At 38.3% G+C, this 25,880-nt stretch carries 22 protein-coding genes; 20 read left to right on the top strand and 2 right to left on the bottom strand.

Annotated elements, in window-relative coordinates; translation table 11 throughout:
* Nucleotides 1–12: 12 nt before the first annotated feature.
* The 9 genes from flgL (at nucleotide 13) to HNR77_RS13420 (ending at nucleotide 7,292) form a co-directional block, all read left to right on the top strand.
* Nucleotides 13–921, top strand: coding sequence for a flagellar hook-associated protein FlgL (gene flgL / locus HNR77_RS13460; protein WP_184184949.1), 909 nt, complete (start codon nucleotides 13–15; stop codon nucleotides 919–921).
* Between the two features lie 77 nt (nucleotides 922–998).
* The gene (gene fliW / locus HNR77_RS13455; RefSeq protein WP_184184946.1) at nucleotides 999–1,433 is read left to right on the top strand and encodes a flagellar assembly protein FliW; all 435 of its coding nucleotides are present in this window, start codon (nucleotides 999–1,001) and stop codon (nucleotides 1,431–1,433) included.
* On the top strand, nucleotides 1,433–1,669 hold the full coding sequence (gene csrA / locus HNR77_RS13450) for a carbon storage regulator CsrA (protein ID WP_184184943.1): 237 nt from the start codon (nucleotides 1,433–1,435) through the stop codon (nucleotides 1,667–1,669). Before fliW ends, csrA begins: the two co-directional genes overlap by 1 nt.
* A gap of 144 nt (nucleotides 1,670–1,813) precedes the next feature.
* Entirely contained in the window at nucleotides 1,814–2,584 is a 771-nt protein-coding gene (locus HNR77_RS13445) for a flagellin N-terminal helical domain-containing protein (RefSeq protein ID WP_111269109.1), read from the top strand.
* 136 nt (nucleotides 2,585–2,720) lie between these two features.
* Nucleotides 2,721–3,092: a flagellar protein FlaG gene (locus HNR77_RS13440; RefSeq protein ID WP_311768617.1), complete on the top strand. Its 372-nt coding sequence runs from the start codon at nucleotides 2,721–2,723 to the stop codon at nucleotides 3,090–3,092.
* 14 nt (nucleotides 3,093–3,106) lie between these two features.
* Nucleotides 3,107–4,558 (top strand): flagellar filament capping protein FliD, encoded by a 1,452-nt coding sequence (gene fliD, locus HNR77_RS13435; RefSeq protein WP_184184940.1) that lies wholly within the window; start codon nucleotides 3,107–3,109, stop codon nucleotides 4,556–4,558.
* A 27-nt stretch (nucleotides 4,559–4,585) separates the two neighbouring features.
* A complete protein-coding gene (gene fliS / locus HNR77_RS13430; RefSeq protein WP_111269112.1) occupies nucleotides 4,586–4,963 on the top strand; it encodes a flagellar export chaperone FliS in 378 nt (125 codons plus the stop codon).
* Nucleotides 4,960–5,298 (top strand): hypothetical protein, encoded by a 339-nt coding sequence (locus HNR77_RS13425; protein WP_184184937.1) that lies wholly within the window; start codon nucleotides 4,960–4,962, stop codon nucleotides 5,296–5,298. The genes fliS and HNR77_RS13425 overlap by 4 nt, the downstream gene beginning before the upstream one ends.
* A gap of 17 nt (nucleotides 5,299–5,315) precedes the next feature.
* On the top strand, nucleotides 5,316–7,292 hold the full coding sequence (locus HNR77_RS13420) for a tetratricopeptide repeat-containing glycosyltransferase family 2 protein (RefSeq protein ID WP_184184934.1): 1,977 nt from the start codon (nucleotides 5,316–5,318) through the stop codon (nucleotides 7,290–7,292).
* Between the two features lie 69 nt (nucleotides 7,293–7,361).
* On the opposite strand, the gene tagD is transcribed toward HNR77_RS13420, so the two are convergent.
* Together tagD and HNR77_RS13410 are read right to left on the bottom strand one after the other, a co-directional pair.
* A complete protein-coding gene (gene tagD / locus HNR77_RS13415) occupies nucleotides 7,362–7,757 on the bottom strand; it encodes a glycerol-3-phosphate cytidylyltransferase (RefSeq protein WP_184184930.1) in 396 nt (131 codons plus the stop codon).
* A 13-nt stretch (nucleotides 7,758–7,770) separates the two neighbouring features.
* Nucleotides 7,771–9,264, bottom strand: a complete 1,494-nt coding sequence (locus HNR77_RS13410; protein ID WP_184184928.1) for a CDP-glycerol glycerophosphotransferase family protein — start codon at nucleotides 9,262–9,264, stop codon at nucleotides 7,771–7,773.
* 309 nt (nucleotides 9,265–9,573) lie between these two features.
* Here HNR77_RS13410 and HNR77_RS13405 point away from each other — a divergent pair, with 309 nt between their 5' ends.
* The 11 genes from HNR77_RS13405 to HNR77_RS13355 all read left to right on the top strand — a co-directional run bounded on the left by HNR77_RS13405 (nucleotide 9,574) and on the right by HNR77_RS13355 (nucleotide 25,859).
* The gene (locus HNR77_RS13405; protein ID WP_184184925.1) at nucleotides 9,574–10,653 is read left to right on the top strand and encodes a glycosyltransferase family 2 protein; all 1,080 of its coding nucleotides are present in this window, start codon (nucleotides 9,574–9,576) and stop codon (nucleotides 10,651–10,653) included.
* A gap of 55 nt (nucleotides 10,654–10,708) precedes the next feature.
* Complete coding sequence (locus HNR77_RS13400; protein ID WP_184184922.1) at nucleotides 10,709–12,796, top strand: glycosyltransferase; 2,088 nt, start codon at nucleotides 10,709–10,711, stop codon at nucleotides 12,794–12,796.
* 6 nt (nucleotides 12,797–12,802) lie between these two features.
* Nucleotides 12,803–13,837, top strand: a complete 1,035-nt coding sequence (locus HNR77_RS13395) for a glycosyltransferase family 2 protein (protein WP_184184919.1) — start codon at nucleotides 12,803–12,805, stop codon at nucleotides 13,835–13,837.
* A gap of 33 nt (nucleotides 13,838–13,870) precedes the next feature.
* On the top strand, nucleotides 13,871–17,317 hold the full coding sequence (locus tag HNR77_RS13390) for a CDP-glycerol glycerophosphotransferase family protein (RefSeq protein WP_184184916.1): 3,447 nt from the start codon (nucleotides 13,871–13,873) through the stop codon (nucleotides 17,315–17,317).
* 20 nt (nucleotides 17,318–17,337) lie between these two features.
* On the top strand, nucleotides 17,338–18,024 hold the full coding sequence (locus HNR77_RS13385) for a class I SAM-dependent methyltransferase (RefSeq protein ID WP_184184913.1): 687 nt from the start codon (nucleotides 17,338–17,340) through the stop codon (nucleotides 18,022–18,024).
* Between the two features lie 34 nt (nucleotides 18,025–18,058).
* Complete coding sequence (locus HNR77_RS13380; protein WP_311768616.1) at nucleotides 18,059–18,817, top strand: glycosyltransferase family 2 protein; 759 nt, start codon at nucleotides 18,059–18,061, stop codon at nucleotides 18,815–18,817.
* A gap of 174 nt (nucleotides 18,818–18,991) precedes the next feature.
* Nucleotides 18,992–19,189, top strand: a complete 198-nt coding sequence (locus HNR77_RS13375) for a cold shock domain-containing protein (RefSeq protein WP_024631599.1) — start codon at nucleotides 18,992–18,994, stop codon at nucleotides 19,187–19,189.
* 440 nt (nucleotides 19,190–19,629) lie between these two features.
* Nucleotides 19,630–20,190, top strand: a complete 561-nt coding sequence (gene hpf, locus HNR77_RS13370; RefSeq protein ID WP_111269123.1) for a ribosome hibernation-promoting factor, HPF/YfiA family — start codon at nucleotides 19,630–19,632, stop codon at nucleotides 20,188–20,190.
* Between the two features lie 721 nt (nucleotides 20,191–20,911).
* Nucleotides 20,912–23,416, top strand: coding sequence for a preprotein translocase subunit SecA (gene secA, locus HNR77_RS13365; RefSeq protein ID WP_184185156.1), 2,505 nt, complete (start codon nucleotides 20,912–20,914; stop codon nucleotides 23,414–23,416).
* Between the two features lie 326 nt (nucleotides 23,417–23,742).
* Nucleotides 23,743–24,856 (top strand): peptide chain release factor 2 gene (prfB, locus tag HNR77_RS13360; RefSeq protein WP_111269125.1). Its coding sequence is split into 2 segments (ribosomal slippage): nucleotides 23,743–23,814 and nucleotides 23,816–24,856, totalling 1,113 coding nucleotides; the frame shifts between segments, so codons are not numbered across the junction.
* A gap of 94 nt (nucleotides 24,857–24,950) precedes the next feature.
* Complete coding sequence (locus HNR77_RS13355; protein ID WP_184184909.1) at nucleotides 24,951–25,859, top strand: YitT family protein; 909 nt, start codon at nucleotides 24,951–24,953, stop codon at nucleotides 25,857–25,859.
* The last annotated feature ends 21 nt before the right edge of the window (nucleotides 25,860–25,880 follow it).

Genomic DNA, 25,880 nt, shown 5'->3' with positions numbered 1-25,880 from the left:
GAGTAACCTTTAATGGCTATACGTGTAACCTCAGGCATGATGAGCACGCAAATGCTCAGCAACCTGAATCGCAACTTGAACCGGATGGATACGATGTCCAATCAACTCTCCACAGGCCGCAAAATAAACAAACCTTCCGATGACCCCGTTGGTGTAACCTATGCACTGCGTTATCGTGCCGAATTGGCTGCGAATGAACAGTATCAGTCGAACACCGATGCAGCTGTCAGTTGGCTGGACGCTACAGATACGACAATGCAGCAATCAGGTAACGTTATGCAGAGACTTAAAGAACTGGCTGTACAAGGTTCGAGCGGGACAGTACCTCAGTCGGGATTAGATGCAATAAAACTTGAAGTGCAAGAGCTGCAAAAGCAAATGGTTAACATAGGTAACAGTCAAATTCGAGGGAAATATATTTTTAACGGGCAAAACTATGACAAAGCTCCTTATGAATTAGGCGGGACTATTACAGCATATTCCCAGATTGATACAGATAATGCAGCCGTTAATTATTCAATCGGGGATCAATCTATTTTTCAAATCAATACTCCAGGTTCTGATTATTTTGGGAAATCCACTGAAGATGATAATATTTTCAAGATCATGGATGATCTAGTCCAAGCTTTAGACACTGGTGACTATGAAGGCGTGTCTCGTCAATCCGATAAATTAGAATCGAGAGCAACGAAAATGCAATCTTGCATATCCGAAGTGGGCGCCCGGACCAATAGGGTTGAGCTGGTTCAGGCAAGATTAAATGATTATAATCTGAATGTAACCACATTGCAGTCAAAAACAGAAGATGCGGATATAGCAAGTTTGCTCATTCAGGCGACTTCTGCTCAGACTATATATGAAGCGGCGCTGAAATCCTCAGCCCAAATTATGCAACCATCTTTGATGGATTTCATGAGATAAAATAAACTGAGAATTGTGATAAGCTATGGACAATAAGTAGTCCGTGGCTTTATTCATTATTAAGGAGGATATGACAAGTGGAGCTGGAGAACCTAAGTGAGAATGAAGGCAGAATTTATACATTTGCGAAAGGAATACCCGGGTTTGAACATCATCAGGATTTTTGTTTGAAGCCCCACAATGAGGTGTTTAACCTTTTCCAATCCTTGACTCAGCCAGATGTTGCATTTATTACAATTAATCCTTTTGATCTGTATCCAACCTACGAGTTTGAGCTTTCTCAAGAGGCCATGCAAGATATTGATGTTAACAATAGAGAAGAAGTATTTGTGCAGTGTATTGTTACATGGCACAGTAATCTGGATAAAGTGACAGTTAATCTCCTTGCCCCAATTATATTGAATACATCCAACCATACCGGGAAGCAGATTATTTTACAGAATACAGGCTACTCGACTAAACATGCGCCGTGGGCTGATAGAGACCTGAACATGAAGGGTGGAGATCTTTAATGCTTGTGTTATCCAGAAAAAAAGGAGAATCAGTAATCGTTGATAACAACATTGTCATTACCATACTTTCAGTAGAGGGAGAGAATATTAAAGTAGGTATTTCTGCCCCCAAGGATGTAGATATCTACCGCAAAGAAATTTTTGATTCCATTGGTCAGAATAATCAGAATGCTGTGATGGATCCGGTAACGATTCAAGCAGCGCTGGAACAAATCAATAAGAATACACTAAAGTAAAAAAAAATGCAGAATGCTATAAACAATTTTTAATTCATGGTCGATATATACTATAGAGCGGTAATTCTTCAGGGCGGCCGACCTGTGAAGACGCTAATACCACATGGATGTGGGCATTAAACCATTTCAGGGAGGAAATATCAAATGATTATCAATCATAACGTACCAGCGTTGAACACGCACCGTAACATGACACTTAACACAACAGCTGCAAGCAAAAACATGGAGAAATTGTCTTCCGGACTGCGCATCAACCGTGCGGCTGACGATGCAGCAGGTCTCTCCATCTCCGAGTCCATGCGTGGACAAATCCGTGGTTTGGAGCAAGCTCAACGTAATGCTCAAGACGGAATCTCGTTCGTACAAACAGCTGAGGGTGCAATGAACGAAGTATCCTCCATGCTGACTCGTATGAAAGAATTGAACGTTCAAAAATCAAGCGGTACTTACAGCTCAAACGATAAAAACAACATCAATGAAGAGTTGAAAGAACTGGGTGCTCAAATTGATAACATCATGACTAAAACTACGTTTAACGGAATCAGTATCACTAAAGGTGCTACAATTACTGTTAACGATAAAGCAACAGGTTCTATCACAATTGGAACAATTTCTACTACAGACTTTAGCAGCCTGGGTTCAGGTACTAGTCTTGCTGATGTTGAAAAAGCAATTAACAGTGTTTCCACTGAACGTGCGAAACTGGGTGCTGTGCAAAACCGTTTGGAATATACTTCCAACAACTTGGGTACTACTGTTGAGAACCTGACTGCTGCTGAGTCTCGTGTACGTGATACAGACATGGCTAAAGAAATGGTTCAATTGTCTAAAAACAACATCTTGCTGCAAGCTTCCCAATCCATGTTGGCACAAGCGAACTCTGCTCCGCAAGGCGTTCTGTCTGTACTTCGTTAATCTTCAAATTTTACAAATTAGGGAGGCCTTGTTTTCAAGGCTTCTTTTTTTTATCTCTTCATTTCGGAAGAATTCTATCCGATATACATAATATGATCTTCAATAGATTCGAAAAAGGGTTCGGGAGGGAAGCGCGGTGGAACATAGAGTCCAGGGAACTTCAGGAACTACAGGAACGCTGGGTGCTCATAGAACAATTTCAACAAGAACTACATCAGAGGAATCAGCTGAATTGTTAATTCAGAACAATACAATGGCCAGAGAAAGACTGAACTCATTAAGTGAACAAGAGCAAGCTATGGATCAGTTGGAGATAGCGACAAGAGCTCTTCAAGGACCTGAGAAAACTTTCGAAATTTCAGTGCACGAAGAGACAAAAGCCATCATGATCAAAATTAAAAATAAAGCAACAGGGGAGCTCATTAGGGAAATTCCTAAAGAAAAGCTTCTTGATGTCGCTGCTAGTCTTATGGAGTTAAGTGGTTTAATCATTGACAGAAAAGCTTAAATGGAGGGGATCGAATGAGAATCAGCGGATTAGCTTCAGGACTCGATATTGACGCAATGGTAAAAAAGTTAATGACTGCAGAACGAGTCCCGTTGGATAAGATTAATCAGCAAAAAACACAAACGGAGTGGAAAAGAGATAATTATCGTACAATTAGTACCAAATTGGTGAGTTTCAATGAAAAAATATCCAATTTGAATTTAAGTAAGAATATAGATTCAAAACAAGCTTTGGTCACAGGAGCAACAGGCGTACTTACTGCCACGGCGACAGGGGCAGCTACCAACTCTGTATTGAATGTAAGTGTTAAAAACTTGGCAACATCTTCAAACGTTGTATATCAAGGCTCAGCCGGAGCCACCAAGATGTCTGATTTATATTCAGGAACAGAAACCAGCGTGAAAGTAGGCGGGGCAACGATAAATTTCTCAGCAGATGATACGATTGAATCATTTGTGAAGAAAATCAACAGTAACAAAGATTCCGGTGTTACAGCGGTATTTAACTCTGCAACAGGTGGCCTGTCTTTAACGAATAGAGACACAGGTAATAAAGATATAGAGTTGACTGGTGAATTGTTTACAAGTAATACAAATTTCACAACAACCGGAGTGAAAAAGGGCGTTGATGCTACAGTCATAATTAACGGATTGGAAACAACGCAAGCTTCCAATCGATTTACTGTAAACGGTGTAGAATTATCATTGTCCGGGGTAACTCCTGCCGGGCAAACGAATCAAATTGAAGTCACACAGAACACGGATGCAATCGTAGATACAGTCAAAGCATTTGTTGATTTTTATAATGAAACGATCGCATTAATGAATCAAAAAACAAATGAAGAGAGGTATAGAAAATATTTACCTCTGAGTACTGAACAAAAAGCAGATATGAAAGACAGTGAAATTGAACTTTGGGAAAGTAAAGCCAAAAGCGGGTTGTTAAAGAACGATTCCATCCTTAACAAGACTTTAAGTGATATGCGTACCGCTATGATCTCTGATTTTAATTTCGGAGGCAACAAGCTGAACATTACTCAGATTGGCATTACAACAGGTAGCTATAGTGAAAGAGGAAAACTTATCCTAGATGAAGATAAGTTGCGGACAGCGTTAGAGTCCAATCCTGAACAAGTAACAGCGTTGTTTAGTCAGGTGGATAGCTCTACCAAAAGTGTGACCAGCGATGATGGTTTGTTTAGTCGAATTAAGAAAATTAATGCAACTGCTTTGGAAAGCTTATCGGAAAAAGCAGGAACATCTAAAATTAGTAGTGATTTAACAACTGCATTTTTACCTCAAAGCCAAATGGGGAATCAATTAACTATTTACGAACGTCAAATTACCGATTTGCAGTCACGATTAACTCGAATCGAAAATCAATATTACAAGCAATTTACGGCTATGGAAACGGCAATGAATAAGTATAACAGTACTTCTTCAAGTCTATCCAGTATGCTGGGCTAATTTTTTAGTATTAAGGAGTGAAGTAAATTGATCAATTCTCCCCTTCAAAAGTATCAACAAAATCAGGTTCAAACGTCTCCAGCACAACTGTTGTTAATGTTATATGATGGTGCTATCCGTTTTGTGAAATCTGGTATTGCTGCCATAGAAGAATCCAACTTCGAAAAAACAAACATGAATCTGTGCAAAGGACAGGCAGTTATTCACGAGTTAATCGCTGCATTAAACTATGATTATCCTGTTGCCAAGACACTGTACTCAGTATATGAGTATATGATCTATTGCTTAATTCAAGCTAATCTTAAAAAAGATGTTAAACCGGCACAAGAGACACTTTCCTATCTGATCGAGCTGCGGGAAGCCTGGGAAATTGCTAGTAAAAGCACCGGTGGAACAGTCAAATGACAATCTCAGGAGAATATATAGATTGTCTGTATGATCTTACTTTACAAGTTATTCATCGCCTTGATGTAATTAACTACGAAGAGATGGCATCTTTTGTAGATCAAAGAGAATCTTTAGTAAATAACATGAAGGCTGATGGCATCCAGCTTAATGAATCAGATAAAGCCAAGGTCAAGCAACTCTTGGAATATGACCAGATCTTAATCAATAAAATGTCGTTACTCAAAAATGAAGCGGCCAGCTGGTTGAATAAACAGGGAACTATTCGGGTGCAGAAAAATGCATATAGTTCAAATTATGCACCTGATAGTTTATTCTTTGATATGAAAAACTGAATAAAGGTTGGGAAGCAATGACGCTGTTGAGTGTTTGCATGATTGTCAAGGACGAGGAAAAGGTACTTGAACGTTGTCTTAGTAGTATACAGAATCTCGCCGATGAGATTATCATTGTGGATACTGGTTCGACAGATGAAACCAAAAAAATAGCTTCAAAGTATACGAATCATATTTATGATTTCAAATGGTGCAATGACTTTTCGAAAGCTCGCAATCAATCTATTCAACCTGCAACGGGGAAATGGATTCTTGTTCTTGATGCGGATGAATATATATCTCAAGAGGATCATCGGGATTGGATAAATTTTCTAATACAAGAAGAGCCAGTGCCACATTTGGCGTATACTCTTCCCATTATTAATTTTACGGGTGAGAAAGAATTTGAGGATGAAATTACGACATCACCTGTTACAAGACTTTTTCCAAACCATATGGGAATAACATTTGAACGCCCAATACATGAACAATTAACCAGAGGGTCGAAAGGCGAATTGTTTCATAAAACATTGAATCTTCATATTTATCATACCGGTTATCAGATAAGCCATATCAAAGATAAAAATAAACATGAACGGAATATGAGTATTTTTGAGCAAATGATGTTAGAGCAAGATCTGTGTTCTTATGATTGGTATACGTTAGGTAATCAGTATCGCTATGCAAAAAATGAGCTTAAGGCCATAGAATGTTATGAGAAAGCGATGACTGGTGCAGAACGAGATGAAGCTTGGTATCCTCATTGTGTTATGGGGTTAATTAGTCTTTACTATGGTCAAGATCAACTTAAACGTTCTTGGGAACTAACAGAACAGTACCTCGTTCGTTATAACCAATTTCCGGAGTATTACACGGTTAGAGGTATCCATTATGAAACATTAGGTTTCTTTGATGAAGCCAGGCTTAGTTATATTGAAGCTATTAATATTGCTGAGAAGAGAGCAAAAAGCAAACAGGACATTTGGTTGATTGATCCGATGTACAGCTTTGATTCTCCTGTGCAGCAGCTTATAGGATTGTATTTTCGACTTAATGACAATCAGAACGCAATTTATTGGATGTCCAAGCAACTTAACAAAAACAATAAGAACCCTGGATATGTAGCTAAAATGATGGAATGGTTATTACAGAATGAAGATGAAGAATCCGTTATCCGTTTTTTTGAGAAGATTTACACTTCTCCAACTGACGGGGATTATTTATTGTTATTTAAAGTTTCGTTGTTCTTAGGGAATAGGTTGCTAGTAAATCATTATAAGGCATTAACTCCAATGAGTATGGATCTAAGCCCTGGTGATCAATTAAAGCTATCGCTTGTGAATCGGAATTTGAACGGGATGCATGAGCTGATAGATAACTTGACTCTGATATCTCATGATGAAGAGCATATTTGCCTGCAAGTTATTACGGGGGTATTGATGTGGAACGATACTTCCTTATTAGATAAAATTGCGAAAAAAATTCAGAATAAAGATGTATGGTTATCTGCTAAAACCATGGTTGACGCTTTTTCGCAAATGAAACCAGTCGATCCTTCAAGAATTACAACGGATGATCTGTTTGCTGTGTCTAGGCAGCTATTTTTGCTTAAAGAATTTGAAGTATTTGATCAATGGGTTAACAAAATCAATAATGATGATTTAACTAATAAATTGGCCAATTATTTCTATGACATGAATCATGTAGAGTTGGCGATGAACTATTATTCTGCATTGTTATCAGGAAACAGATTGAGTGGCATGAGTTTCGAAAATTTAGGGGTTTATCATGCTAATCAAAAATATATAGAGGATGCAGTCGAATTTCTTAATGAAGCGTTGCTAGATGAGCCTGGAAAAAGGCATATTTATAAAACCCTCATTAGCTTGGCACTTAAAGAGGATAAATTGAGGCTAATGAAAAATTTCAAAAATCAATTTTCTGATTTTGATGAAATTTCTTTTGTAAGAGAATTTCTGGACAAAGAAATTGAAGCATTGAACTATACGGTGTAAACTAAAAAAACGAATGATTGCGAGTTCAGATACAGGCTCAAAATCATTCGTTTTTGTTATTGTAACAAGTCATTGAGATGCAGATTGTAACGAGCTTTTAATGGATGTAGTAGAAATGTCTGGAGTTCTTGATAGGTAGATCACATCACATAACGTTGATAATTGATCAAACTTGCCTTTCCAATCATCTCCCATAACAAATACATCTACATTCCAACGTAATATATCGTTTGCTTTTTGCTCCCAATTCTCCTCGGGTATAACCAAATCTACATATTTAATTGCTTCTAACATCATCTTTCGCTCATCATATGTGAAGTAAGCACTTTTACCTTTTAATTGATTGAACTCATCAGTAGACAAAGCTACTATAAGGTAATCCCCGAGTGTCTTAGCCCGCTGTAGTAAAAGAATGTGACCATAATGAAGTAAATCGAATGTTCCATACGTAATGACTTTTTTCAAAATGGAGACCCCCTTACCTCGAAGTATTAAAGGTTTTCAATTTTTCATTAATGATTGTATTGAGTTCGGGTTTCCGACTTTGATTTAATGATTGTTGGTAATAAGAGTGAGCCAACTCAATATCTCCTATACTTTCATAGACATATCCCAAGTTGTAGAGTAAGTCTTCATCCCAAGGAAAATGCTGGTGTCCTCTCAGGAATGACTGAATAGCCTCAGCGCTGTCCCCATTCATTAAATGCAGCATGCCGTTCATGGCAAAGATGTCAGGATCGGCAGGGTTATCCACTAAATATTGTTGGATAGCTTCATTTGCTTGTGCCAAGTACCCATTCTCAATCATTTGTTGGATAGTCTGCTTAATTTTGCTTTGTAATTCTTTGTGCTCTCTCATATGGACTCTTCTACTGTGAATAATCTCAAGATTCTCTTCAATATAACGATCAATTTCTGTCCATATCCGATTAGAGGACTGATCATCTTTGTAGAAATGGAACAGATTTAGTAGAGTATTCCGTTCCTTGTCATAATAATCTTTGTCTGCAATGTAACGTTCAATAGCATTTTGTAAATCGGGCTGAGTATAGACCTTGGGTCCAGGTGTCCAAAAGTCATAAGGTTCAAACAATAATCCACGGTTTTCCTTGTACTCTTCAAGATCAACAGGTGTGAAAATGATAGGACGATTTAACAACAGGTAGTCAATATACACTGAAGAATAATCAGTAATTAACATATCTCCTGCTCCAAGAACGTTATACAGGTCAAGATTATAATGAGCCAGGTCCTGATCATTTAAAGTTAAGATTTGTTCCGATCGGATGTCAGCCAATTCATTCTGGAAATACTGTTCTTCAAACGGATGGAGTTTGAGAATTAGTTTCAGATTGTTTGCTTTTAAAAAGGATTGTAATTGATCTCTATTGTATTCCAATATACCTAACAGATTTCCAGAATTCTTTGAACCTTCTACTTTGTTCGGATTGATTATAGATTTTCGGAACGTCGGCATAAAAAAGATTACTTGATCAGTCTTGCTTATATCCGGGAACAGTTTTTTTAGCTCATCCTTGCTTTTACTTGATAGTAATGCGTCATTTCTAGGCACGCCTGTAATACGATACTTAGCAATGTTGGCTCCATTACAGGCATTCATAGCAGTGTTATACATAGTTGAATAAGACATAATCATGTCTACTTTAGACCAGTGGTTTTGGATACTTTCATCAGGGACAGTTTCATTTTTATCCATTTTAGCCATGCCTTTAAGAGGAAAACCATGCCAGAGATCAATATTGATTTTGTCATAAACAGAGACATATTCTCCGTGTGTAGTGATGTATACATCACTTTGGTCCATAGAAGAATTGTAGAGCACCTGGTGTTTTGTTAATAATTCAATATCATATTTCTCTAATAAATATTCTGGAGTATTGTGAAATAAATGATAATTATTCGAACCTGAGGATGAAAGGTGGAAAAGAGAAATTTTGATCTTTGGTTTCATAAATATAGTCCTTCCTAAAAGAAAAAGTTGTATCTATAAACCATTATCGGTTATTTGCCTAGTGAGATAAAGAGAATAAACACGGAATTATGTTTAGTGGAAGAAAATACAATATAAAAATTGAATCTTGGGCTCTTAGAAAAGAAGTGAATTACCGATAAATAGATATAACAGGTGAATGTTGCTTTCAAGAATTGTTGTAATTTTTTATTTGGTCAATCAAGATATTTATTTTTTCTAAAATGTAAATGGTTTTTCATATTATCGTGCAGTCAGTTCTTAACGATCAATTAATTGAAAGAGGTAATTATGAATAATTCCATCTCTTTAACTATGATAGTGCAAAATGAAGAAAATCATCTGAGAAGATGTTTAGAAAGTGTTGTAAGTTATGTAGATGAAATTATCGTGGTAGACACTGGATCTACAGATTCTACTAAACAGATTGCTAGAGAATTCCAAGCTAAGGTTTTTGATTATGAATGGGTTAATGATTTCTCGGCTGCGCGTAATTATGCCTTAGAACAAGCTAGTTGTGACTGGTGTTTGGTTTTGGATGCAGATGAATATATCTCTAATAATCCTTCAGAAGCATTTCAAGAATTAATGCTGTCACCTTTTTTAGCTGTTGGTAAGGTTAAGGTAGTTAATAAGTATCAAGGACAAACTGGTGTGGAATACGAGCAGAGTTTTATCACCCGCTTTTTTCCATCAAGTTGCCGATATAGTGGAGCTATTCATGAACAGATAAACACCATATATCCTAGAGTTAAGTTAAATGTCGAAATTAAGCATGATGGTTATTATCAACAAACTAAAGGGGACCGGAATATTCCACTGTTACTGGATATGATTAATGAGTATCCAAATGACCCTTATTTTTATTATCAAATTGCCAAGGAATATCGTGGACTTGAGCAATATGAGAAGACATTTAATTACCTTCATCAAGGTTACAATATGATTACTCGACACGAAGCCTATGCTCCATCCTTAATTGTTAATTATATTTACTCAATGATGCATTCCGGGAATTTGGAATATGGTGTAGATGTAATTAATAATGAACAAGAATTCTTATGTGAATATCCGGATTTCTTTTTTGTGTCAGCTCTATATCTGCTGGAACTCATTTTAAGTGAGCCTTCAAAATATGAACATCTGCTTGGTTTAATCGAGATGAACTACATGAAGGCTTTGGAGATCGGAGAAAATGATCAAGAAGGAAGTATTCAAGGAACAGGAAGTTATGCTGCCCATCATAATCTGGGGGTTTACTACGAGGTTATAGGGAATACAACTCTTGCAAAGGAACAATATACTAAGGCTGCTTCCTTTGATTATGAGCCATCAGTAAACAGACTGGCAGAAATTGAGTCTATATATTAGTTGCACGTGGAGCTAAAAGACTTTGAGATAGTAAAGAAATAAAGGGGAGGCCTCTATGTACAAGACTAGTATTGTAATCAATGCTTCAATTCATGATCATGAGTATGTAGCAGCTTTGATTGAGAATATACGCAGATTTACTGAGCAAGGAACTTATGAACTGATTGTGGTGGAGCACTCTTGCAACTACAAGCTAAAAGAGTGGCTATCAGAACAGACAGATATTCTAACGTTGTTCAACGAGAATATTTTAGCTGAGAGTCAGGTTTGGAATAAAGGTATAGAAGTAGCATCTGGAAATAATATTCTTCTGATGCATAGTGATACTTTGGTAACAGAGTATTGGTTAGATTATATGCTTCAGTCGTTATATCAGAATGAAAACATTGCAGCGGTAGGCCCTGTCTCTAATAAAGCTCATGATATTCAGAAAGTAAACGTAGAATATCACAGTATGGAAGAAATGCTTCAGTATGGGCGGGAATGTAATAGAAACTTTGGTCTAAAACAAAAAATTACATTAGAAGGGTTTTGTATACTTTTTAAAAAAAATGTTGTAGATATAACAGGTTCTTTTCACGATGATCTATCTGGACATGAAATGTTGATTGATTACTGTTTGAGAATTAGGGAAGCAAATTACAGGTTGATGGTCTGCACTAATGTTTTTGTTCACCATTATGGATTGGAAGAAAAGGAAGATTACTGTTCTAGTGGAGAGTTTAAAGCGAGATGGGGATTTGATGGTTTACCCATAGCAAACTATCATGAAATGATAGATGAGTTTGTAAGCTATGATGAGTCTGATGATGCTCGTGCACTTGTTGTGGGGAGTGGGTGTGGTGAAATATTGCTATATCTACACAATGCTCTTCCTAATGCCAAAATATATGGAATTGAAACAAATTTAGGAGCATTAAGAATAAGTAATAGCATCAATAACAGTTTTATTACTACTTTAGATTCTTTACATGATTGTGAAGTAGAAGCTTTTGATTATATTATCCTCAATACAACCAATAATATTAAGCACTCATTAGAAATATCTAAGAACCTATTGAAACAAAACGGTAATTTGGCTGTGTTCCTTCCGAATTCACGACATTATTCAGTAGTGCTTGATTTAATTAGTGGTAAGGAACTGTCCAGTCATCAAATAAATGATTGGAGTGTAAAGAGTCTTACATCAGTTTTGAATGCCTTAGAATTTAACATATATGATGTCTTGTCAATAAGTGAAGCGATTACGACTGAGGGACAAGCGTTAATAAGACAACTAGGCAACTATGTCTCCGGATTGACTCCTGAAATAGTGAATACAAAGTATTTTATAATTCTTGCGAAAAAAGTTGATAACTTTGATGTTTTACATGATCAATTTAATCAGTTATTCAGGAATACAAATATTGAAGTGTTGGAGACAATACTGAAAAATAATCCTGACTTTATTTTAAAGGCTGTTAAAACTTATGATGGTCCTGTCACAGCTTTACTGAATTATCTTGCGATTTCATACTATGAACAGGATCAAATCAGAAATGCTTTATCTTTCCTCTCAAAAGCTCATGAACTAGTTCCTGGAGATGCAACAACGCACTTTAATCTGGGGACCATCTATTATGGCATTGGTGAAGATGAGAAGGCCCTGTATTGGTTGGAGAAAATTGAAGCGAAAAGTGATCAGATCCTGGAATGGATTTATCAGATAAAAGAGACCCTTAACCTCAGGGGAGATATATCGAAGTGGATAAAATTCCTTCTTTTACGAATTGAAAATGGAGTTGAAAGGGCATTAGCTTTAAAAGAAATTACTAAATTGCTGGTTTCGAATGAAATAGTGGTTCAGACAGTCAAGGCTAATCTAGAGGTTATTGAAGATAAGCTAAGTACTATAAATATGTTAATCAATCATTTGCATGAAGAAAACGAGTGGAGTCACATTTTAGACCTTTTGGAACTCACCCTTGATTATCAAGAGGAGAAGGATAACACTTTAATACTCCTTTGCAACCTATCAATTCGACAGAATGATGCGATCAGAGCTATTAAATATTTAGAAATGATTAGCGTTGAAGATGAAAGAGTTTCAAAATTAAAAGTAAATATAAATAATCTTCAGTTAGCTGAAAGAATGAGGATGTGACTATAGATGAAGGAGAAGACTCCACTTGTTTCGATAATAGTACCTATGTTTAATACAGAGGAATTTATAGAGGAGAGTTTAGAATCTATAATAGGCCAAACCTACAAAAATATTGAAGTGATTCTGATTGATGATTGTTCCTCTGATAGAACATATGAGATTGCAATCCAATATTCTCTTACTAATAGAAACATATTGTTAATAAAACAAGAAACAAATAAAGGGGTCTCAAGCGCGAGAAATGCTGGATTAAGAGCAGCAAAAGGAGATTATGTTTTCTTTCTGGATTCTGACGATACCCTCCCTTTAGAAGCCATAGAAAAAATGTGCAATGCAGCAGTAGAACATAATGCTGATATTGTAACTGGATTATATGAAAGGTTTGATAAGAGTAGTAGTTCGATTTCGAACATATTTAATATATATCCAGAACTTAAAACTGAAGGGGAACTAAATGTTTATAAAGTTCCTGCCATTCTTTATTCGGTCTACACTTGTGGGAAGCTTTTTAAAATGAGTGTCGTGGAACAAATGAATTTCACAGAAACCTTAAAGTATGGAGAAGATCAAGCCTTTACCATCGAATGTCTTTTGAAAACTAAAAAAATATATAACCTCTCTTCGATTGTATATAACTACAGGTTTAGAGAAGGGAATACGGAATCGTCATCTCAGTCTGTATATAAAAATCCTGTCGAGAATTTTGAATATCTCAGGAAGATGTTTACTTTGGTTCAAAATCTTTTTGCTGAATATGTAAGCAACCCTCAAACAAGAATAGAATTATTAAGTGTCTATTTATCTAGAGTGCTACATTGGAATATCTGGACTGCTTTAAGTAACGGATTACTTTCAATGAATATGGCTGTGAGATTTAAAATTCTCAGTGTATATCTATCTTGGTTGACTGAGTTAGACAAGAATTTGCATAAAAGTAATGAGATTGATTTTTATGTAATCAATCAGAAAATTGGCCGGATAGCGAGTGTTTTAGATCAAAAAACTCAAGATTTGTATTCACGCCATCTAATGACCCCTTAGGAATATCGTACTTTATAACATCAGGAGGTAGAGATGAAACATATACTTGATCAAATTGCGGATTATATAAATACAGATCAGATTCAAAGTGCGTATAATTTAATAATTGAGAACGAAGAATCGCTTATTCATAATGCAGAATACTGGAATATGAGAGGTATTCTCTGTTTAAAAGTGGATGAATATAATGCTTCAATCTCTTGTCTTGCCAACGCGATCGAGTTAGAAGATACAAATGGAGATTATTATTACAATTATGCATATGCTTTGGAGAAAATAGGTAGTTTTAGTGACGCTGCTCTTTATTATGGAAGAGCGTATAAATATTTAAATGACTCTAACATTAAACTTGAATTAAAACGAATGTTCCAAGCTGGAGATGAAGCGCTAGAAAATATATTTATGACAGCTTCAGAAAGCAAGGAAAAAGTATTTATTCTACTATCCTCAAATATTTGGGGAGATGTTTATCAGAGGACTCATCATATTGCAAGGTCCCTATCTAAGTTTGGAAACGAAGTACTATATGTTGAGAGAAAGAAGAATTTAATTTCAGATGATAAAAATATACTTTCATTAGATCTTCTTAGCTATTCAATAAATTCAGCAAGAAAAATTGACGGTGTTAAGATTTATAGTACTCTAGAAGTGCAAGATGAAAAAAACAATTTCGTAATTGATAATTATTTATCAGTCATCCAACATTTGTTGGATGAATATCTGTCGAAAAATAAAGAAGTAGTGATCATATCATATTTACCTTCTCAAATAAAAACGATTAAATCCTTGAATGGTGAGTTTTATCACATTTATGAGTGTGTGGATGATCATTCTGATTTGAAGTATTCATTTTGGGGACATGAGAGTGATATCGCTTGGGAACAAGAATTAATGGATTCCGCTGATGCAATTACTACAACAGCCACAGCACTTTATTTACAACGTAGTTGTATCGAAAAAAGGAAAAATGTATTTTTGTCAAGAAATGCAGTTAATGATTCTGACTTTTTAGATTATTCAATAGAGAGCATGCCAAGTGATTTGATAAATATTCCAGAACCTAGAGTTGTATACGCAGGTGCAATATATGAATGGTTTGATATGGATTTATTTAATGAAGTGGTATCGATGAACCCTAATATATCTTTTGTAATTTTAGGATTTGGTAAAACGGAGTTATTATCCAATTCGCTCCCTAACTTATATTTTTTGGGGGAAAAAAAACATAGCGAATTAAAATATTATCTGAGGCATATGCAGACTGGAATTATCCCTTTTAAGGCTGAGACTAATATAATTATTAACTGTGACCCTATAAAACAATATGAATACCTTGCCTCACATCTGCCTGTCATAACAACTTATATGACCGATACAGCTGTAGGGAAAGAATATACATTTATAGCCAATAATGGTTTAGATTTCAGTAGAGCGATAAATGAATCTTTAGCTGTAGAGGTAAACAGTGAAGTAGTAAAAAAGTTTATATTAAAAAATAATTGGAATGCAAGAGCTGCTCTAATTTCCAATTTAGCAAATTGTTCATTGGATTTTGAAGAAAACTTCAAAAATGAAAGAGATAAAATTCAAAGTGAGTTGTTTAATTTAGTATCGCATTATCAATCATCGGTATTCTCAACCTTATACTGGATATGTACTAGCTTCGACGATACGGGTAGATATAAGGAAAAAATGAAGTTGGTTTACAATCAGTTTGAAAAAAATAACTTTGTTGTCTTGCATTACTTAAATTCATTATTAGAAGTTGAAGATTACTTTGAATTTATAGAAGGTTATTCTAAATCAAATTTTGTGAGAGAAGAATTAATTGAGGAATTAAAATATAGATTTTCAATCGGTGATTTTAATGCTTTAATTCCTTTAGCCTACTTAAGTATAAACAAAGTTAAAGAATTTAAAACTTTTAACATAACAGATGAACATACTAAAAGAATGTTTAATATATACTATAAATTCTTGTATTATCAGAATTATGAGAATATTGGAAATGATGAAAGGGCTAATCATTCTCCATTGTATATGTTTCTGTTGTCACAAATGAAAGAAAAGGAAATTATTTGTTTGTCGAATATGATTAGTGAAATTGATGAAAATAGTTTAAAGGTTTTGAAGAAATATGGGGTTCATATAGAAAAGGTTCTTTCATTAGATTCTCTTTCAAAAGATTTAATTGGCCTGTTTGATGATAAATCAAAAATTAAAGTTATGGTTATTTACAACTCTAATTATGTTAAAGAAATTAGACTACTAGCTGAGCACGGTATCAAAGAGTGTGAAGTAGTAGTAATAGAAGGAACAAAAATAGAACGAGTGTATATCGGTCCAGATTTGATGAATCACATAAAATTGAAAAAATATACTAAAACAGTGGTGTTTAACAAATTTAATGCTGCTGACTCCAATGTTGGAGCATTAATAAAGTATATTCCTCTAGAGTTTAAAAACAAATTTAATGTTAAGGTTATATATGGGAAAGATATTTATAAAACAGAGAATGTTGTTAAAATACCCCTTTGGGGTTCTGTGACTGTTTCAGGTTTTTCTACATTTTTATATCTTCCTAAATTTACTTTTAATATTGAGGTTGGTCATGCAGGGATTATTTTGAAATCTTGTGGTTTAATGGATAAGGAAGATAAGAACTCAGGAGGGAATCCTGAAATTTTTAAAAAAGCTGATCTTGTTTGCGTAGCATCCCGTATGCAAATGATAGTTTTTAGCTCTTTCTATGCGATACCAGAGAATAAATATAGAATAACTGGAATGGCTAGAAATGATATGTTGCTAAATACTGATGGTAGAAAGAATATAGAAAAGTTATTAAATAAAGATTTTTCCTCAAAAAAAATAATATTTAATATGCCTACTTTTCATGTATTTGAGCGAATTGGTCGTATAGAAGGAGATATTAATTTGAATGATAGCTTCAAAATACACAATTTTGATTATGAGAAATTTGATGATTTTCTTGAGAAGAATAATTTAGTGTGTATTTCAAAAGTACATCATGGTGAAGAAACCTCAGTTACAAGTAAAACAAAAAAAAGAAAATTGAAAAACCTTCATTTTATTAACAATAATACACTTGATTCTTTTGGATTAGATTTGTATGAAATTTTAAATGGCGCAGATGTTTTAATTACTGACTACTCAACAGTATATAATGATTTTTTATTTATGAATAAACCTACTGTTTTTGTTAATAGCGATCTTGAAGAATATAGGTTAAAACGAGGACTTGCCCTAGAACCTTATGAATTTTGGACAGCCGGACCCAAAGTACAAACCCAAAGCGATCTTGAATCAGAATTGCTGAATTCATGTTATAACGACGATTACTACAGACTGGACAGGGAACGTTTAGCTCCTGTATTCTTCGAAAGTATTGATGCCAATTCTGTTTGGAATACATGGGAGATCATAGAAGAGGCTCTTAAAAGTGTTGCAATTGAAAATTAAAAGTATCGGCGGTGTTAATTTTGAGAAAATTAAATGATATGAATTTTAGCGAGAAAGAAAATGTTGATTACTGGAACCAATTTTATAAAAATTTCAATTTGGTTGAAGAGTCAACTTTTTGTAAATTCGTCAAGGCTTTAATTAATGATACTGAAATAAAAGTATTAGATGTCGGTTGTGGATCTGGAAGAGATGCTTTCTCATTTGCTCGAAGTGGTTATGAAGTAATCGGGATTGATCGTTCAGAAGAGTCAATTAAGTTTAATAATAAAATCAAGGAAGATTTTTCTGAAATCAATGATAAAATAAGCTTTCATACTATTGATATTAGTAATAAGGAAGAATTCTCCAACTATTTCACATCATTTCGGAAGAGTAGCACGAATAAAAATAGAAAAATATTGGTATATCTAAGATTTCTGTTACATTCCATTACGGAGGAAACAGAAGAAAAGTTGCTGGAGGTACTCTCTAAAAATATGATAAAAGGAGATGTTATCGCAGCGGAGTTTAGAACAATTGAAGACAGAGATATCGATAAGCATTTTCAAAATCATTATCGTAGATTTGTCATTGCAGAGGATCTCTTAGGATGTTTGGTGGAAAAGTATAATTTTGAAAAAAAATATTATAAAAAAGGTCAAGGGATGTCAATTTACAAAAGTGAGGATCCCTATCTCGCTAGACTGGTTGTTCAAAGAAGATAATCTATATTAAAAGTATTATGTTCTATACTTTATAGTGGGGGGAAATAAAATAGGAGTTTCAGCTGCTATGATTGTAAAAGATTCTGAACGATGTATTGCCCGATGCCTTGATAGTATAGTGAACTCAGTCGATGAGATCGTAATTGTTGATACTGGTTCAACGGATGCAACGATTGAAATTGTTAAACAATATGTGCAAGATTATCCTCATATCAGGATGTATCAGTATGAATGGATTAACGACTTTGCCGCAGCACGCAACTATTCTTTAGAACAAGTTACTCATGACTGGGTTTTCATTGTAGATTCAGATGATGTTTTACCTGATACAGAACAGTCTAAAATACGTTCATATGTTCAGAATCAAATAGATCGTGGTCAGGAAGCCGTATTTGACATTATTTATGATAATACAGTTGCTGGAGAAATCGTGGAGGTTATCCCTGTCGGGTACGTGAGATTATTCCCTTCTCGTTTAAGGTACGTTGATAGAATTCATGAACAGATCTCTTACGGTGATATTCCGCGCACATCTAGTGATATCCATTTATTGCATGATGGTTATGATATTAATCTTGTTGACCTTAAGGCAAAGAAAAAACGGAATATTGATTTGCTTGTTGCAAGTTTACAAAGCAATCAGGAGAATGCTAGGTTATGGTTGCATTTGGCTAGAGAAATGTCGGTTTTGGATCTTTCTAAGGCGTTGAGGTATCTCGATATCGCTGAGTCCAAGACAAATAACCAAGAGCTATTGATTCTTATACACAATGAGAGGGCTTCTTTGAGTTAAAGCTTAGACAGAATAGTTAAATCTTATATTTCAACAATAATCTACAAAAAAATACCAATAAAACATTTTCTTTACCAATTGACAATGGATAAGATTAGGTGATATCATCTGAATTGTGGGCTAGGGTCTTGGCCAGGGCTTCACTTCATTTGATGACGAAGGGAATGTTAGTGCATGCAAGGTAAAGTAAAATGGTTCAACGCAGAAAAAGGTTACGGTTTCATTGAGACTGAAGACGGCGGCGACGTATTCGTACACTTCTCCGCAATTCAATCCGAAGGCTTCAAAACTTTGGAAGAAGGTCAATCCGTAGAATTCGACATCGTCGAAGGCGCACGTGGACCGCAAGCAGCTAACGTAATCAAATTATAATCATCCGGTTAATCCGACCTACATATATGGTTAGATGGTTACCAAATTGAATTATCGCTAGCATCAGACTCCGGTGATCCGGGGTCTTTTTTTGTTTAGTTTAGCTTGCGGGAGAGCGTCTCAAATTTCCTTCAACAGCCTATTCGAAGGGTGTCAATGTCTACGCTAAGAAATGAATTTCTGGGCCTTTGGAGAGATCATTTTACATAACCGATTAAACCAGCTCCAAAACGGTTAAATACATCATCAAGCGCCTGATAAATAACTCCATCAAAACAATTGATTTTGCCCGAAAATGGCGAAAAATCACGAAATATGGCGTTAAACAGACATTGCCTGAGGTGGCTGGAGGAGATGTCATTATTCGGTCACCGGGAGTTTTTACATGACGCTTACATTCGTGGTATAATGAAGGTGCAAAGATAAAGGAGGAGTGCCCTATGAATTTGAGTATTCGAGGTCAACAAATCGAGGTTACTGAGGCTTTGAAAGATTATGTCGACAAAAAGTTGAGTAGACTCGAGAAGTATTTCGATGCACCCCTTACCTCTGATGGTGCGGTTACACTGAGCACGACAAGAGGCTTGCATAGAGTTGAGGTGACGATTCCTTTGAAGGGCTTTGTGCTTCGTGCGGAGGATGGCAGCGATGATATGTATGCATCCATTGACGCCGTTGTGGACAAGCTGGAACGTCAGATTCGCAAACACAAAACGAAAATTAACCGTAAATTCCGTCAGGAAGGCAGCCTGAAAACACTCTTCGTGGAAGATCCGTCAGGTACAGTAGCTACAGCCGAGCTGGACACGGATACGGATGATGATCTGGAAGTTGTACGTACGAAGCGCTTTATGCTGAAACCGATGGACGTGGAAGAAGCCATTCTTCAGATGAACATGGTTGGTCATAACTTCTTCGTATTCTCCAACATCGAGAATGAGGAAGTAAGCGTGGTTTACAAACGGAACGATGGCAAGTACGGTTTAATCGAGCAAGGTTAAGCTCAGGCAATAACATCGCTTCAATTGAATAGAACATCCCATTATTGAATATAAGCAGGAACTATGCTTCCTGAAATGAACCTAACAAGAGCTTCCATCCTTTAAGGGATGGGGCTCTTTTGTGCGTAGCAGCTTTAATACAATGGACAGCGCTGGAAAATAAAATGATGAAACTATTACGGGTACTGTTGCGTCTAATAGAGTAGAAGTTGGGCTGTTTGAATAGTATTCCGTTAACTTCCATATTTCCCATTAATCGATGCTTGCGCCTTGTGGCTTGCCGGGAAATAAATGAGTTCTCTTATCACTTCTGCTAACGACTATGATTTTTTGCACTTAAACTCTCTTTATTGGGGGAGTGAAGTTCGAAGAAGTCTGCTGCGGCGTGTTGCGGCGACCCTTACAAACTGTTACAATTTATGCAAAGAGAATCATTGTCCTGATGAAGAATTGTCAACGAATGATCGCTAATCATAATCAATGACAGGCACAGCACCATGAACATGATTCAATAGGCTTGAGTGCGGGCACTTTTTTTATTAAAAACCAGGCTCAAGTGAGTACCGAATCAGCTTCATGAGACATGGCAAGCCTGGGGTTGATTCATCTATATTTTAGTTTTGTTTGTCACCCCCCGGGGACATTGGATGAACAATCCATCGGATGGTGCCGCATGGCGGCAGCAGGGGGTCTATTCTGTTTTGCACGAAAGGGGTATACCATGTTAGGACTTGTCAAAAAGATCTTCGGAGACATGAACGAGCGTGATGTGAAACGTCTGATGAAGACGGTCGATGTAATCAATAAACTGGAACCGCAATTTCAGGCTTTGTCTGATGAGCAGTTGAAAGGAAAAACGGAGGAGTTCCGTGCCCGTATTGAAAAGGGAGAAACAACGGACGAGCTTCTTCCTGAGGCATTTGCAACCGTACGTGAGGCGTCACGCCGTGTGCTTGGCAAGCGTCACTATGACGTACAGATGCTGGGCGGGATTGCACTGCACGAAGGCCGTATTGCCGAGATGAAAACGGGTGAAGGTAAAACGCTGGTAGGAACATTGCCGGTATATTTGAATGCATTGATGTCCAAAGGTGTACACGTAGTCACAGTTAATGACTATTTGGCTCAACGGGATAGCCAGGAGATGGGGCAAATCTATGAATTCCTCGGCATGACGGTTGGGGTTAACCTCAGCGGCATGGATCACGCTTTGAAGCAGCATGCATATGCTTGTGATATTACGTACGGTACGAATAACGAATTCGGTTTTGACTACCTGCGTGACAATATGGTTCTGTACAAAGAGCAAATGGTACAGCGTCCATTGTTCTTCTGTATCATTGACGAGGTGGACTCCATCCTTGTCGATGAGGCGCGTACACCGCTGATCATTTCCGGACAAGCTCAAAAATCGACCGACCTGTACTATGCAGCGGATCGTTTTGTGAAACGTCTTGTGCCGGAAGAGGATTTTACAGTAGATATCAAAGTGAAATCCGTAGCGCTGACAGAGGGCGGCGTAGCGAAAGCTGAGAAAGCCTTTGGCATCGAGAACTTGTATGACCATGCCAACGTGACGCTGAACCACCACATTGTACAGGCGCTGAAAGCTAACGTGATTATGCGCCGTGACGTGGATTATGTTGTTACGGATGAAGAAGTCATGATCGTCGATGAGTTCACAGGTCGTCTGATGGCTGGTCGCCGTTACAGCGATGGCTTGCACCAGGCGATTGAAGCAAAAGAGGGCATCGAGGTTCAGAACGAGAGCATGACGCTGGCAACGATTACGTTCCAGAACTACTTCCGGATGTACCGTAAGCTTGCGGGCATGACAGGTACAGCGAAGACAGAGGAAGAAGAGTTCAAGAAAATCTACGGCCTTGAAGTGCTGCAGATTCCAACCAACCGTCCGAACAAACGGAATGATATGGCGGATGTCGTATATAAAAGCATTGATGGCAAGTTCAAAGCGGTTGTGGAGGAAATCGTGGAGCGTCACAGCAAAAACCAACCGGTTCTGGTGGGTACAGTATCCATCGAGAACTCGGAGCGTCTGTCGGACATGCTGAAACGACGTGGTATCAGACACCAGGTCTTGAACGCGAAGTTCCATGCGGAAGAAGCTGAAATTATCTCCGGTGCCGGTCAAGCGGGTGCAGTAACCATTGCAACGAACATGGCCGGCCGGGGTACAGATATTATTTTGGGTGAAGGTGTTGCTGAAGTTGGTGGCCTTCATATCATCGGTACAGAGCGTCACGAATCACGCCGGATTGATAACCAGCTGCGTGGTCGTGCGGGCCGTCAGGGTGACCCAGGTTCTACACAGTTCTATCTGTCGCTGGGCGATGAATTAATGAAACGTTTTGGTGCAGACAACGTGCTGAATATGATGGAGCGTCTTGGCTTTGAAGAAGATCAGCCGATCGAAAGCCGCATGATTACTCGTGCTGTAGAATCTGCACAGAAGCGGGTTGAGGGCAATAACTTCGACGTGCGTAAAGTAGTCCTTCAGTATGACGATGTTATGAACCAGCAGCGTGAGATCATCTACAAACAGCGTCGTGAGGTGCTGGAGTCCGAAAATATTAAACAGATCGTTATGGATATGATCAAACCATCCATTGAGCGCATTGTTGAAGCACACTGTAGTGACGACATTCCTGAGAACTGGGAGCTGCAAGAGGTTGCTGACTACATGAACAGCAAACTTCTGGATGAAGGCTCTATTACCAAAGATGAGCTGTGGGGCAAAGAAGCCGAGGAGATCATCGAGTATCTGTTCGAGAAAGTGCAGAACAAGTACAATGCTCGTGAGGAACGTATCGGTGAAGAAATGGTTCGTGAGTTCGAGAAAGTGGTTGTGCTTCGCGCAGTAGACAGCAAGTGGATGGACCACATTGATGCGATGGATCAATTGCGTCAAGGTATCCACCTCCGTGCATACGGCGGTACAGACCCACTTCGTGAGTACCAGTTCGAAGGCTTCGAGATGTTCCACGAGATGATCTCTTCGATTCAGGAAGAAGTGGCGACCTACGTGATGAAAGCACAGATCGAAAGCAACCAAGAGCGTCAAGCGGTTGTGGACGAGAGCCAAATCTCGACAAGCGGTGAACCTGCGGAGAAACGTCCAGTGCGAGTTTCCGACCAGATTGGCCGTAACGATCCTTGTCCTTGCGGCAGCGGCAAAAAGTTCAAACACTGCCACGGTCAAGAGTAGTTTTTTGTCTGGGGATAACAGTGATTGGAAGGTTATTCTGTCATCGAAGTGGACTGTGTGAAATCTTTAGTTCAAATTATATAATCTGATGTATATCGTTTGACTTATACGGCTCCTTGCAGCCGGGGGTTCAATAGGATAAAGTGAAGGATGCATAATCTTTGAATGGTGCATATGAATAATCATATGGCGCTTGATAGGGCTGGCATGCCTGCTGGTAACAGTATAGGCGCTGCTCTGTAAGAAGAAGAGATGCATTCGACACTGGGTCTGATTGAACCTCCCGGAATGCGAGGAGCTTATCTTAATGAAAAGAGGAATTGCACATGATTGATCCAAGCGTGAAGCAGGACCTGCGTGAAATAGGCAAGAAATTAACAAACCTTAGGGGGTCTCTTTGACTTAGATCTCAAGCAAGAGATGATTGAGAACTTCGAAGAGAAAATGTCCGCTCCCGACTTTTGGGATGACAATGAGAAGGCACAAGCCTTAATTGCCGAGATGAATGCGGTAAAAGGATCTGTAGATCAATACGCCAAGCTGCAGCAGGATTACGATGATGCGCTAATGATGGCTGAACTGGCAGATGAAGAAGGCGATGAGGAGCTGGCTGCCGAGATTGGTAACAGCGTGGCAGCAATTGTAGGCAAGCTTGAAGAGTTCGAGCTGCAGCTTCTCCTGAACCAGCCGTATGACAAAATGAATGCGATTCTGGAGCTTCATCCGGGTGCAGGCGGCACCGAGTCACAAGACTGGGGACAGATGCTGCTGCGTATGTACACCCGTTGGGCCGAGAAGCGCGGCTTCAAGGTTGAGGTGCTGGATTACCTTCCGGGCGACGAAGCAGGCATCAAAAGCGTAACCTTGTCCATCAAGGGACATAACGCCTATGGTTATCTGAAGGCGGAGAAGGGAGTTCACCGTCTGGTCCGGATTTCTCCTTTTGACTCATCAGGCCGCAGACATACATCCTTCGTATCCTGTGATGTTGTGCCGGAGATTGATGATACCATTGAGATCGACATTCGTACCGAGGACCTCAAGATTGATACCTATCGTGCGAGCGGTGCCGGTGGACAACACATTAACACCACGGACTCAGCCGTGCGGATTACACATATCCCGACCGGAGTTGTTGTAACCTGTCAGAACGAACGTTCACAGATTAAAAACCGTGAGCGTGCGATGACGATGCTTCGTTCGAAATTGTATGAGCGTAAAATTGAAGAGCAGCAAAAAGAACTGGACGAAATCCGAGGGGATCAGTCGGATATTTCGTGGGGAAGCCAGATTCGCTCCTATGTATTCCATCCCTATAGTATGGTAAAGGATCACCGTACGAGCGTAGAGACAGGAAATACTGGAGCGGTTATGGACGGCGACCTCGATGCATTCATCGACGGTTATTTGCGCAGCCAAATTAAAGTAGAAGCCGATTAATCTAAGTTCCTGTATGGACCCGTGTGCTCATGCGCATGCTGGTGTATACAGGGGCTTTTTTTTGATCAATTATATAAAAGGAGAGCACGACATCATGCAAGAGCAACAACATTCATACCCTCAACGAAAGAAGAGGCTGGCTACCTCCATTCCCCTGAACGGGCCGTGGCGGAACGTCATCGATACCCTGTTCATTATTGTAGGCTCGTTTTTGATCGCGGTAGCCTTTAATTTATTTTTACTTCCCAATCAGATCGCTTCCGGTGGAGTATCCGGGTTATCCATTCTGGGGCATGAGTGGTTCGGCTGGGAACCGGCATATACACAATGGGCTATTAACATTCCACTGCTGATTGCAGGTTTCCTGCTCATCGGCAAGCAGTACGGCGTTCGTTCAATCCTCGGGAGTATCGTGCTGCCTCTCTTTGTGTATCTGACGAGTCATTGGGTGATACCCACTACCAATCCGCTGCTCGCTTCATTATATGGGGGCATCGGCGTGGGACTGGGGATTGGCATTGTATACCGGGGGAGAGGTTCAACCGGGGGCATGAGCATTCTGGCGCGAATTGTACAGAAGTACAGCGGACTCAGCTACTCGGTATGTGTGGTAATCATGGATGCGACCGTTATTATAATGGCGGCCTTTGTGCTGTCTCTGGAGCAGTCCCTATACGCATTGATCGGGTTGTACGTGACAGGAAAAGTGATTGATGCTATCGAGATGGGGCTGGGGTACTCCAAGGTAGCGTACATTATCTCGAACCAGACAGAACCGATTACAAAGGTTATTCTGGCTGATCTGGATCGCGGTTTAACCAAGCTGGAGGCGAAAGGTGGATATACGAATGATCAGCGTACGGTGCTGATGGTGGTTGTTGGGCAAAGTGAAGTGCCACGCCTGAAGGCCTTGATCCGGTCTGTAGACCCGGATGCTTTTGTCATTATAAGCAATGCTCAAGAGGTGCTGGGGGAAGGCTTTAAACGCGGCGAGCATATATGAAATCGAAGCAGGCATAGCATG

Origin of the sequence: Paenibacillus sp. JGP012 (genome assembly GCF_014203995.1) — a bacterium.
Taxonomy (GTDB): domain Bacteria; phylum Bacillota; class Bacilli; order Paenibacillales; family Paenibacillaceae; genus Paenibacillus; species Paenibacillus silvae.
The sequence above is the reverse complement of the archived record's forward strand: the minus strand, read 5'-3'. Positions and strand labels throughout refer to the sequence as shown.